Raw genomic sequence first — 11,711 nt, forward strand, 5'->3', positions numbered from 1 at the left:
GGACTCCCCCTGTCCGGCGAGCGGGGGGAAGTGGCATGGCGCGGGTCACGACTGCCGGTGGGCTGGCGGTGTGCGGTGCACTCGGCGGGGTCCTGGCGGCGGCGCTGGTCGCGCCGATCGTCGCCGGAGCCGGGGTGGCGAGCAACACGGCGGCCGGAACCATCACCAAGCTCCCGCCGCCGCCCCGCGAAGACCCGCTGCCCGAGGTGACCCGGCTCGTCGACAAAGACGGCCGCCAGTTCGCCCAGTTCTACTCCCAGAACCGCCAGTCGGTCACGATCGACCAGGTCTCCAAGCCGATGCGCGAGGCCATCGTCGCGATCGAGGACGCCCGCTTCTACGAGCACGCCGGCCTCGACGTGCGGGGCACGATCCGGGCGCTGATCGCCAACACCCAGGCGGGCGGCATCCGCCAGGGCGGTTCGTCGCTGACCCAGCAGCTGGTGAAGAACATCCTGGTCAACCGGGCCGAATCCGACAAGGAACGCGACTCCGCGCAGGTCCGCAGCATCCGCCGCAAGTTCACCGAGATGCGCTACGCGCTGGCCCTGGAGGAGAAGTACTCCAAGGACCAGATCCTGGAGCGCTACCTGAACATCGCCTACTTCGGCGCGGGCGCCTTCGGCGTGCAGGCGGCGGCCCGCCGGTTCTTCGGCGTGTCGGCGAAAGACCTCACTCTCGGCCAGGCGGCGGCGCTCGCGGGGGCGGTCCGGACGCCGTACTCGACCGACCCGGCGCGCGGCGAGGAGCAGCGCGAGAAGCTCCAGCAGCGCCGCGACCTGGTGCTTGACCGCATGGCCGAACTCGGCGAGATCACCAACGTCGAGGCGGCCGCCGCGAAGTCGCAGGCCCTCGGGCTCAACATGCGGTCGGAGCCCGGCGGCTGCGCCGAATCGGCCTACCCCTTCTTCTGCGTGTACGTCCAGCACGAGATCCTCGCCAACCCCGCGTTCGGCCACTCCCGCGCCGACCGCGAACGCCGCCTCCAGCGGGGCGGCCTCACCCTGAAGACCACCCTCGACGCGACCGCCCAGGAGGCGGCGGACAAGGCGATCCAGGCGCGCGTGGCGGCCGAGGACACCGAGGTGGCGGCCGAGGCGATGGTCGAGCCCGGCACCGGCCGGATCAGGGCGCTGGCGGCCAGCAAACGCTACGGCAGCAACCCCGGCGGCAAGGTCACCGGCCCCAACACGACCTTCAACCTGCCCGCCGACACCGCCCACGGCGGCGGCATGGGCTTCCAGGCGGGCTCCACCTTCAAGATCTTCACGCTGGCGACCGCGCTGGCCAAGGGCTGGAAGTTCGGCCAGGGCTTCAACACGCCGGGGGTGTTCGTCCCGTCGGAGGGCTTCACCGACTGCGCCGGCAAACCGGTCAACGACCCCGGCGCGAAGATCTACAACGCGTCCGGAGAGGGCAAGGGCGGCCCCTACAGCCTGGAGCTCGGCACCTGGAAGTCGTCCAACATCTTCTTCATGATGCTGGAGCGCGAGGTCGGCCTCTGCGAGGTCATCCGCACCGCCAAGGCGCTCGGCATCCAGCGCGCCGACGGCGGGAAGTTGTCGGAGGTTCCGACCTTCACCCTCGGCGTCAACGAGATGGACCCCCTGACGGTCGCCGCCGCCGTGGCGACGTTCGGCGCGCGCGGCAAGTACTGCAAGCCGATCGCCATCACCGAGATCGTCGAACGCGACGGCCGCCGCGTGGAGATCCCGCCGAGCTGCTCGGCCACCATCGACCCGGAGGTCGCCGACGCCGTCAACGACGTGCTCTCGGGCGTCTTCACCCAGGGCACCATGAAGGGCCAGTCGATCGGCCGCCCGGCCGCCGGCAAGACGGGCACCAACAACAACTACACCTCGGCCTGGTTCGCCGGATACACCCCGAACCTGGCCGCCGCCGTGAGCGTGGGCGACATCCGGGGGTCGTACAAGTACCCCCTGAACGGGGTCCGGATCGGCGACCAGACCTACGGCTCGGTCCAGGGCGCCTCACTGCCCGGCCCGATCTGGGTCGACTCGATGCAGCAGGCCCTGCGCGACACCGAGGCCACCGACTTCACCGCCCCCGACATGGGCCGCTTCGGCGGCGGCTTCACCCCGGGCCTGCGCGAGGCCATGGCCGCCGAACGAGGCGACGTCGAATACGAGTACTGGTACGAGGACGAGAACGGCGACCTCTACCCGGCGGAGGACGACTACTACCGAGGCGACCCCCGGGCGGACGGCGAACGCCGACGCCGCCGCGACTGACCGGCCGGATTCGCTAGCCTTCGGTGATGATCACCGGTCGTGGGGCGTTACCGGTCCTGCTGCTCGTTCCGCTGCTCGCCGGGTGTTTCATCTGCGTGCCCGGCCGGTACGAGGTGCCGATCCCGCCCGCCGGGGCCTCGCCCGAGGAGGTCGTGGCGGCGTACATCGACGCGGCGCTGGGCAAGGACAGCGAGACGATCAGGGCCGTGATGGTGCCCGAGACGGACTTCCACGACGAGTTCAACGGGCCGTTCTCCCCGTTCCGGCACTGGGACGCCGCCGCGAACATCGAGATCGGCGACTCCTACGCCGCCGACCTCGACTGCCCGCCGGGACGGAGGTGCCGGCGGGTGAGCGTGTCGATGGACCTCTGCGGGGACACCGGCCATCCCACGGGCGAGTTCTTCGAGCCCTACAGCGTGCACTGGGTGAAGGACCGATGGCTGGTCGCCGGGTATGGGGCGGGCTGACGTGGCCGTGACCCCCGGAAGGGCCACGGCCGCCGGCGTCAGACGTCGGCGCGGCGGATCTTCAGGCCGAGCGAGGTGAACTGGTCGAACGGGCGGTGGTAGCCGCGTTCGATGTGGTTCACGCCGCGCAGGGTCGAGGTGCCCTCGGCGACCGCGGCCGCGAGGACCGCCGAGAAGCCCGCCCGGATGTCGGGGAGGGTGACGTCGGCGCCGCGGAGCTTGGAGACGCCGCGGACGACCGCCGAGTGCTTGGCGTTGGTGTCGTGGTAGCGGCAGGCGGGGCCGCCGAGGCACTGGGAGAAGACCTCGATCTCGCAGCCCATCTTCTGCAGCGCCGGGACGTACACGAGCCGGTTCTCGAAGACCGTCTCGTGGAGCACCGACATGCCCTCGGCGCGGGTGAACAGGACCATGAGCGGCGTCTGCCAGTCGGTCATGAACCCGGGGTGGGTGTCGGTCTGCACGGCGGCGGCGCGCAGGCCGTCGGGGGCCGAGGCGGTCAGCCAGTCGTCGGTGATGTCGAACCGGGCGCCCATGCGGGCCAGGGTCGTGATCGCGGTGACGAGACGGTCCTGCGGGCAGCCGTGGACGCGCACCTCGCCGCCGGTGACCAGGCCCGCGACGAGGTAGGAGAAGGCCTCGATGCGGTCGCCGGCCAGCCACGTGGAGGCGCCGTGGAGCTTCTCGACGCCCTCGATGACGATGCGGCGGTCGGGGGACAGCTCGATCATCGCGCCCATGCGCTGGAGGTAGAGCGCGAGCTCGACGACCTCGGGCTCCATGGCCGCGCCCTTGATGACCGTCTTGCCCTCGGCCAGCACGGCCGTCATCAGGATGGTCTCGGTCGCGCCGACGCTCGGGTAGGGGAGGGTGATGCGGGTGCCGTGGAGGCGGGAGGCCTTGGCGGTGATGCCGCTCTCGTCCTCGATGATCTCGGCGCCCATGGAGCGCAGCGCCTCGAGGTGGAAGTTGACCGGGCGGCGGCCGATCGGGTCGCCGCCGACCATCGGCACGAACGCCTCGCCGGCCAGGTGGAGGAGCGGGCCGAGCATCAGGATGGGGATGCGGTTGAGGCCGGTGTACTTCTCCGGCACCCTCGGCTCGATGACGCTGCCGCGTTCGAGGGTGATCTCGCCGTCGCCGATCTCGACGTGGATGCCCAGGGCCTCCAGCATGGCGGCGGTCAGGTGGACCTCGCCGACCTCGGGGGCGTTGTGCAGGGTGCTGGGGCCGTCGCCGAGCATGGCCGCGACCATGTGCTTGGACACGGCGTTCTTGGACCCTCGGACCTCGACGTCGCCCCGCAGCGGACCGGAGGGTTCGATGAGCCACGCTTGTTCGTTCACCCGCCAATGCTAACGGCGTGGCCCGCCTGGTCTAGGTAGGTACCATCGGGACGGTGCGGCCTGTGAAGTACTTCGGTGGGACGGTCCTGCTCCTGACGCTGCTGGGGGTGCCCGCGGGATTCCTGTGGTCGTTCCTCGCGCCGCGCACCCGTTATGTCCTCTACGAGGGCGCCTGGCGGGTGGCCGATCCGAACACGCAGGCGCTCATCGCCGCCGACGGCTACTTCGCGCTGATCACGGCGACCATCGGGCTGGTCGCGGGGCTCATCGCCTACCAGCGGGCGGGCGAGAACGGGCTGCCGATCGTGCTGGGGCTCGGGGTCGGCGGGCTGGCCGGGTCGTCCGTCGCGTTCCTCATCGGGTCGTCGATGGGGGGCGAGGTGGTCAGGGCCGCGACGTCGGCGGGGGAGTTCGCGACCCGTGACCTGCTCGGGCTGACGGCCAAGGGCGTGCTGGTGTTCTGGGCCGTGCTCGCGGCCGGGGTGTTCTGGGCGCGCGAGTTCGGCGTCACCTACCGGGAGCGGAAAGCGACGGACGGACCGCTCCCGCCGTCGTAGCCCGCTCGAAGGCGTGCCCGACCCGGAGCACGCCGAGGTCGTCCCACGGGCGGCCGATGATCTGCACCCCGACGGGCAGCCCGGTCGAGGTGAACCCGCACGGCACCGACAGGGCCGGCACGCCGAGCACGCTGATCAGGTAGCAGGAGCGCATCCAGGCCAGGTAGTCGGGCATCTGGAGGCCGTCGACGAACCGTACATAAGGATCTTCGACCGGGAACGGCGGGACCTGGCTGACCGGCGCGATCAGGTAGTCCCAGGTGCCGAAGAAGCCGTTCACGCGGTGCCACAGGCGGCTGCGCAGCTTCTCGGCCCGCGCCAGGTCCTCGCCGCTCACCTCGCGGCCCCGCTCGACGTTCCAGCGCACGTTCTCGCCGACGCCCTCCAGGTCGCCGTAGGAGGCCGCGTACCACCAGGCCCGGTAGGTGCGGAACGCCTCGTCGGCCCCCGTCAGGTTGAGGTCGGCGTGCTCGACGGTCGCGCCCAGGTCGTCGAACACCGTCGCGGCCGTCGCGGTCACCGCGGCCGTCTCGGGGTCGACCGGCAGCCCGCCGAGCGACGGGGAGAAGGCGATGCGCAGCCCGGCGACGTCGCGCGACAGCGGCCCGCCGAAGACCGACGCGTCCTCCCGGATCGAGAGCGGCGAACCCGGGTCGGGACCGGCGATCGCGGTCAGGAACAGAGCCAGGTCCTGTACGGTCCGCGCCATCGGCCCCGAGACGCCGAGGGTGAACCACGCGGCGGTCGTCGACTTCGACGGCACCCGCCCGGGGGTCGGCCGCAGCCCCACGATGTTGCAGAACGACGCCGGGTTGCGCAGGGAGCCGCCCATGTCGGAGCCGTCGGCCAGCGCGGTCATCCCGGCCGCCAGCGCCGCCGCCGCGCCGCCGCTCGACCCGCCCGCCGACCTGCTCAGGTCGTAGGGGTTGCGGGTGGCGCCGAAGACCTCGTTGACGGTGTGGGAGCCGGTGCCGAACTCGGGCGTGTTGGTCTTCCCGATCATCACCCCGCCCGCGTCGCGCACCCGGCGGACGATGAGGTCGTCGACGGTCGGCACGTGGTCGGCGAACAGCGCCGACCCGAACGTGGTGCGCACGCCCTTGGTCGACACCAGGTCCTTGTGGGCGACCGGCAGCCCGTGCAGCGGCCCCTGCCACTCGCCGGCGTCGAGCTCGCGGGCCCGGTCGAGAGCCCGTTCGGCGGTGACCGTCACGATGGCGTTGACCTGCGGGTTGACCGCTTCGATGCGGTCGAGATGGGCTTGGGTGACCTCGGCCGCGCTGATCTCCCGGGCGCGCAGCAGGGCCGAGGTCTCCGACGCGGTGAGATAGTGCAGTTCCGTCACCGGCGTCACGATATCCAAGCGAGACGCGGACGGCCGAAGGCGCGTCGTGAATCTGGCTTGAGACCGGCCCGGCGGCGGGCCCCCGCGCCGCCGCCGACCGTTGTCTCGAAGGTACGCCCGGAGGTATGCCCGTTTCGTCCTCCGGGAAGGTGAACCTCGGCTACACCCTCGGTAGGGTGCCCTGGTGCTTCCGGACCATCTCTTCGGCCCACTCGACCTCGACGCCGCGCTCGAGCGCGCCTACGACCGGGGTGAGGAGAAGGCCGCGTGGGAACTGCTCGCCGACGCCCTCATGGACCCGCGAGCCCGCGGCGACCGGCGCGTCCCGGCCTACGTCGTGGAGCTCATCGACGACTACACCCTCGACGGGTGGGAGCAGGACACCCTCGACCTCCTCCACGACCTGATCGGCGTGGAACCCGAGCTGACCGGCCCGCTCCGCACCCCGATGGCCGAGCTGCACGGCCAGCTCGGCGACTCGGCGACGGCGCTGCGGCTGCTGCGCACCCGCCGGGCCGAGCTCGACCGGCTGCCCGACGAGGAGCGCGACGAGGAGTTCTACCCGGCCGCCGCGATGATCGCCGGGCCGTTCGACCCCGAGCTCGCCGCCGAGTTGCTCGACGAGGGCCTGCGGCTGGCGCTCGACCTGGGCCGCCCGCCCGCGACGCTGCGCTACCTCGACCTGCTGCGACGTCGTTTCGGCGGCCCCGGCCCGCTCTCCGACCGGGTCGAGGCCCAGGCCACGGCCGAACCTTCGGTGCCGAAGGCGACCCAGCCGGTGATCGAGAAGAAGCCGACCGTGCGGCTGCCCTACGTGCCCGGCGACGACCTGCGGGCGCTGGAGGCCCGGTTCCGGCAGGCCGACCTGGAGACCCGGGTCGCGGTCGTCCGCCTTGAGGAGGAGGCCCCCTCCTCGGAGGAGGAGCGGCTGGCCCTGGTCGCCCTGACCGACCCGGAGGGCGACGTCGCCTGGCCGCCGGGGCGCAACGATTCGTGCTGGTGCGGCTCCGACCGCAAGTACAAGAAGTGCTGCGGCTCGCCCGTTTAGACGGGGAAACGCTCGTGCCCGACGACGGCGAGGAGCTTCAGCTTCTCGTCGCCCTCGCTGCGCGGGGGAGCGGTCAGCACCAGCAGCGTCTGTGACTGGTCTTCGGTGAACAGCACCTGGCAGTCGAGCTCGATCGGGCCCAGCTGCGGGTGGACGAGCACCTTGTGGTCCTCGAAGCGGCGGGCCACCTCGTGCCGGTCCCAGATCTCGGCGAACTCCCGGCTGGCCTTCTGCAGGGCCCTGACCAGCTCGCCCGCGCGCGACTTCGGGCCCATCGTCCCGTACGCCGCCCGCAGGCCCGCCACCATCGCGCGGCTCTGGCGGGGCCGGTCGTCGTCGGGGTAGAGGCGGCGTTCGTGCTCGGGGTCGGTGAACCAGCGGTAGATCTCGCTGCGGGCCAGGCCCGTGTAGCCGGAGCGGTCGCCGAGCAGGGCCTGGGCCATCCGGTTGGCGACCAGGGTCTCGCCCAGGTTCGACAGGATCAGCGCGGGGGTGTCGTCGAGGCGGTCGAGCACCCGCAGCAGCGCCGGGGCCACGTGGGACGACCCGGTGAAGGTCTCGGGGGCGTTGCGGCCGGCCACCCGGAACAGGTAGGCGCGTTCGTCGCCGGTCAGCCGGAGCGCGCGGGCCAGGGTGGCGAGCATCTGCTCGCTCGGCTGCGGCCCGCGGCGCTGTTCGAGCCGCGTGTAGTAGTCGGTCGACATCAGCGCCAGGGCGGCCACCTCCTCGCGGCGCAGGCCGGGCGCGCGCCGCCGGGCGCCTTCGGGCAGGCCCACGTCTTCGGGGCGCAGCGCCTCCCGGTGACGGCGGAGGAAGTCGGCGAGAGCTGAGCGGTCCACGTGTCCAACCTACGCACGGCCGCAGGACCCAGCCAGGGATCGCCGATCCCCCGACAAGTGCTCTCTGCACCTCCTCCGGCCGAGGGGGAAGGCTCGGGGCATGGACATCACCGGAAACACGATCTTCATCCCGGGCGCCACCAGCGGCATCGGCCTCGCCCTGGCCCGGGCGCTGCGCGACAAGGGCAACACCGTCGTCGTCGGCGGGCGCCGCACCGAGCTCCTCGGCGAGCTGGCGGCCGAGGGGTTCGGCACGGTCCGCATCGACACCGCCGACGCCGCCAGCATCGAGCAGGCGTCCAAGGACGTGCTGCGGCGTCATCCCGACCTGAACGTGCTGGTCACGATGGCCGGGATCATGCGCGCCGAAGACTGGACCCGGCCGGACGACTTCCTGGCCACCGCCGAGACGGTCGTCACGACCAACGTGCTGGGCCCGATCCGGCTGATCGCCGCGTTCATCGAGCACCTCCAGGCCCAGCCCGACCCGACGATCGTCACCGTCTCCTCCGGCCTGGGGTTCATCCCGCTGAAGGTCACCCCGAGCTACAACGCCTCCAAGGCCGCGATCCACATGCTCAGCGAGTCGATCCGCCTCCAGTACGACAAGGTCAGGGTCGTCGAGCTGGTGCCGCCGTCGGTGCAGACCGACCTGATGCCCGGCCAGCGCGACAACGAGCGGGCGCTGCCCCTCGACGACTTCGTCGCCGAGGTCATGACGCTGCTGGAGACGCGGCCCGACGCCGACGAGATCCTCGTCGAGCGGGTGAAGTTCCTCCGCGAGGCCGTGCATCGGGGCGACTACGACCACGTCGTGACTGTGCTCAACGCCACAGACCCGCACGCGAACAAATAATTGAAGTTTCAGTCACTTTGGAAGTCAGTCTTCAGTACCCTCCTTGACCGTGATCGATCACGATATTCCACTAGATGAAAATAGAAATCGGGATTTGCCGGAAACCCGGCCGACCGAGGAGAACGATGACCGCGGCAGCGTGATCAGCCTGCTCGAACGCGTCGCCTCCGTCGTCCTCCCGATCGGCGTCGCCCTGTACGCCGTCCTCTACCTCGGCGTCGAGGAGATCTACGGGGTGTTCGGCATCAACCCGCAGCAGGCCGGCATCGACCAGTCGGTCCTGTTCAGCCGCCTGATGAGCACGCTCGTGCTGGTCCTGCTGCTCGGAGTGCCGCTGCTGGGCCTGCTCGTCGGCCTCGGCTGGCTGCTCAACGTCATCACCCTCGGCGCCGCCGGGCGGGCCGTGCAGTGGGTCAGGGACCGGCCGTGGGTGGCCGGCCTGATCGCGGCGCTCTGGAGCGGGGCGACGTACTGGGGCTTCTACAACTTCTTCGCCGACCTCGACCTGACGATCATGGTCATCATCGCGGTCGGCCTGGGCATGGTCACCTTCCTGGTGCCCTTCCAGCTGCTGCGCCGCCGCCCGGTCGGCCGGGCCGGGCTGAAGGTCGTCGTCGGCGGCCTCACCGGCCTCGGCCTCGGCTTCCTGCTGATCCTCAACCTCGCCTCGGCGGCGCAGACCACGTGGGAGACGGGCCAGGCGAACCTGCTGCTCAGCACGGTCGGCTTCCAGGACCAGTGGGCCATCCTCACCAACGCCGAGGACGACAAGCCGCTCTACGACGGCCGCTGGATGATGCTCCTCGGCGAGAGCGACGGAACCTACCTGCTGTACGACTGCGACAAGCAGGAGACGTTCCGCCGCCCGATGGAGACCACCAACCTCACGCAGATCCAGCTGGACCCCGAGCGTGAAGAGGGCTTCGCCTGCGGCTCCCTGGTGGAGACCGCCTAGTCTTTGGCGATCTGCGCGGTGATGGCGCCGGTGAGCGTCACGAGGTTCCCCGGGGCCGTCTCGATCTGGAGACCCCGGCGCCCAGCCGAGAAGTAGATCGTCTCGAAGGCCAGCGCGGACGCGTCGACCACGGTCGGCAGCCGTTTGCGCTGGCCGAGCGGGCTGATCCCGCCCACCACGTATCCCGTCACCCGCTCGACCTTGGCCGCCTCGGCCATCGCGGCCTTCTTGCCCCTGAGCGCCGCCGCGAACGCCTTCAGGTCGAGCTTCCCGGCCACCGGCACCACCGCCACCGCGAGCCCGGCCTCGGTCTCGGCGACGAGCGTCTTGAAGATCCGCTCGTAGGGCACGCCGAGCGCGTCGGCCGCCTCCTCGCCATAGGCCTGCGCGTTCGCGTCGTGCTCGTAGGGGTGGAGGGTGAACTCGGCACCGGCCTTGGTCAGCGCCACGGTCGCGGGGGTGCCCTGCCCGCCTTTCGTCTTCGCCACCCGCTTAGATTACGGGGGGACGACCCCCCGAGCCCCCCGCTGTCAGGGGGCCGCGCCCCCTCACGCTCCCCCCGGCCCGCTTCGCGGTCCGGCGTCGCGTCCGCTCCGGGTCGCCGCCGCTCCGGGCGAAGGGCTCCGCCCCTCGCGCTCCCTGGACCGGCCTCGCTCCGCTCGGTCGGATCTCGCTTCGCTCGCCCCGCGCCTGGGTTAGGGGCTCACGTCGGCGCCGATGCAGACGAACCCGGCCGCCGTCACGTCGTCGCCCGCCTCCTGCTGGGTGCGCGCCAGCGCGGTGGCGGCGGGCAGTCCGGCGGCGAGCCGCTCGTGCAGGGCGGTCATCAGCGGCCGGGCGCGGGCGTCGGGCACCGGCACCATTGAGGCGACCACGCACCGGGTGCCGAGCGCCAGGAAGGTGGAGCTCAGCCCGAGCAGCTCGTCGCCGGCCCGCACCACCGACCGTCCGCTCTCGCAGGCGGCCAGCACGACCAGCCGAGGCGCCACCCGTAACCGTTCGAGGTCGTAGACCGTCAGCGGCCCGTCGGCCAGCTGGAGCGCGGAGAACAGCGGGTTGGCGGCGTTGACGCGGCCGTGGGCGGCCAGATGGGCCAGCCGCGCGCCGTCGAGCGCGGCCAGCGTCTCCTCCGCGCCGCCCCCGCCGGGGATCACGCCGTGGACCGCCGCCACCTCGGCCACCTCCGCCGCCGCGCCGGGCAACCCGGGCCCCGAGGCCACCACCACCGGCCCGCCGCTCCCGTGCCCCGGCTCCCGCGCGGCCTTCCGCCACAGCGCCGCCGACGGCGAGACCGCCACCGGGCGCCCCGCGCACGACGGCAGCACCGGCCACGGCAGCCCCTGGAGCGGCCCCGTCGGCACGACCACCAGCGGCCGGTCGCCCAGCCCGAGCGGGGCCAGTAATGACGCGTCGAGACGGGCGGCGGCGTGCCGCAACATGCGGGCCGCCGCCGACGAACCGCCCCGGGTGTCGCCCGACCGGGCCAGCCGCCGCAGCGCGAACGGCACCCGCTCGACCAGGTCGCGGACCGGCCCGACCGGCCCCAGCGTGGTCAGCCGGGCCCGCGCCCCGGCGACGGCGACGGCGTGCAGCACCCCGTCGAGCAGCACGAACTCCACCAGCGCCCGATCTCCCAGCAGGGGAGCCAGCGACCGCACCACGCCGGGTTCCCGCCGCGTTCGGTCGGGCTCTCGCGCCCCGCCCGGCCGGGCGCGGGTGTGGTCGCGGATGCGCCGCTCCAGCGCGGCCTGCCGCTCGGTGGCCGAGGGGTCTCTGGACGTCCGGGCCTCGGCCGCCACCGCCCGCAGCTCGGCCAGCCGCCCGGCCAGCCACGGGTCGTCGGGCGGCCGGACCGGCCGCATCAGCAGATGGCTGGCCCGCCCCTGCTCGGCCCACCCGAGCACCTGCGCCGGGCCGCCCCGGTCGAGGGCCATGCGCAGCCCGAGCTCGGCCAGCTCGACCCGGAACTCGGCCGAATGGGCCCGCAGGTCGGTCGCCCCGAGCGCGGCCCGGTGCTCGTCGAGCACCCGCAACCCCCGCCGC

11 protein-coding genes are annotated in these 11,711 nt (G+C 72.3%); 6 read left to right on the plus strand and 5 right to left on the minus strand.

What is annotated here, in order from left to right; genetic code table 11:
• Positions 1-35: 35 nt before the first annotated feature.
• Positions 36-2,252 (plus strand): transglycosylase domain-containing protein, encoded by a 2,217-nt coding sequence (locus AW274_RS15505; protein ID WP_063813378.1) that lies wholly within the window; start codon positions 36-38, stop codon positions 2,250-2,252.
• 26 nt (positions 2,253-2,278) lie between these two features.
• Positions 2,279-2,722: a hypothetical protein gene (locus AW274_RS15510; protein ID WP_062432108.1), complete on the plus strand. Its 444-nt coding sequence runs from the start codon at positions 2,279-2,281 to the stop codon at positions 2,720-2,722.
• Positions 2,723-2,760: 38 nt separating this feature from the next.
• Here the strand turns inward: AW274_RS15510 and murA are convergent, their stop codons facing one another.
• On the minus strand, positions 2,761-4,068 hold the full coding sequence (murA, locus tag AW274_RS15515; RefSeq protein ID WP_062432110.1) for a UDP-N-acetylglucosamine 1-carboxyvinyltransferase: 1,308 nt from the start codon (positions 4,066-4,068) through the stop codon (positions 2,761-2,763).
• Between the two features lie 53 nt (positions 4,069-4,121).
• Here murA and AW274_RS15520 point away from each other — a divergent pair, with 53 nt between their 5' ends.
• Positions 4,122-4,625, plus strand: coding sequence for a hypothetical protein (locus AW274_RS15520; protein ID WP_157520290.1), 504 nt, complete (start codon positions 4,122-4,124; stop codon positions 4,623-4,625).
• Here AW274_RS15520 and AW274_RS15525 read toward each other — a convergent pair.
• Entirely contained in the window at positions 4,576-5,970 is a 1,395-nt protein-coding gene (locus AW274_RS15525) for an amidase (RefSeq protein WP_062434483.1), read from the minus strand. The two genes, AW274_RS15520 and AW274_RS15525, sit on opposite strands and share 50 nt — an antisense overlap.
• A gap of 184 nt (positions 5,971-6,154) precedes the next feature.
• Here AW274_RS15525 and AW274_RS41980 point away from each other — a divergent pair, with 184 nt between their 5' ends.
• Positions 6,155-7,018, plus strand: a complete 864-nt coding sequence (locus tag AW274_RS41980; protein ID WP_062432116.1) for an SEC-C domain-containing protein — start codon at positions 6,155-6,157, stop codon at positions 7,016-7,018.
• Here the strand turns inward: AW274_RS41980 and AW274_RS15535 are convergent.
• Complete coding sequence (locus AW274_RS15535) at positions 7,015-7,857, minus strand: helix-turn-helix transcriptional regulator (RefSeq protein WP_062432119.1); 843 nt, start codon at positions 7,855-7,857, stop codon at positions 7,015-7,017. The genes AW274_RS41980 and AW274_RS15535 overlap by 4 nt on opposite strands.
• 100 nt (positions 7,858-7,957) lie before the next feature.
• Between AW274_RS15535 and AW274_RS15540 the strand changes: the two genes are divergently transcribed.
• Both AW274_RS15540 and AW274_RS15545 read left to right on the plus strand, forming a co-directional pair.
• Positions 7,958-8,713: an SDR family oxidoreductase gene (locus AW274_RS15540; RefSeq protein WP_062432122.1), complete on the plus strand. Its 756-nt coding sequence runs from the start codon at positions 7,958-7,960 to the stop codon at positions 8,711-8,713.
• Between the two features lie 94 nt (positions 8,714-8,807).
• Complete coding sequence (locus AW274_RS15545) at positions 8,808-9,668, plus strand: hypothetical protein (protein ID WP_157520293.1); 861 nt, start codon at positions 8,808-8,810, stop codon at positions 9,666-9,668.
• Here AW274_RS15545 and ybaK read toward each other — a convergent pair.
• On the minus strand, positions 9,665-10,156 hold the full coding sequence (gene ybaK / locus AW274_RS15550; RefSeq protein WP_062432125.1) for a Cys-tRNA(Pro) deacylase: 492 nt from the start codon (positions 10,154-10,156) through the stop codon (positions 9,665-9,667). The genes AW274_RS15545 and ybaK overlap by 4 nt on opposite strands.
• A 207-nt stretch (positions 10,157-10,363) precedes the next feature.
• A partial coding sequence (locus tag AW274_RS15555) for a CHAT domain-containing protein (protein ID WP_198169242.1) occupies positions 10,364-11,711 on the minus strand: 1,348 nt, incomplete at its 5' end.

Source organism: Herbidospora daliensis, from assembly GCF_001570585.1.
GTDB classification, from domain to species: domain Bacteria; phylum Actinomycetota; class Actinomycetes; order Streptosporangiales; family Streptosporangiaceae; genus Herbidospora; species Herbidospora daliensis.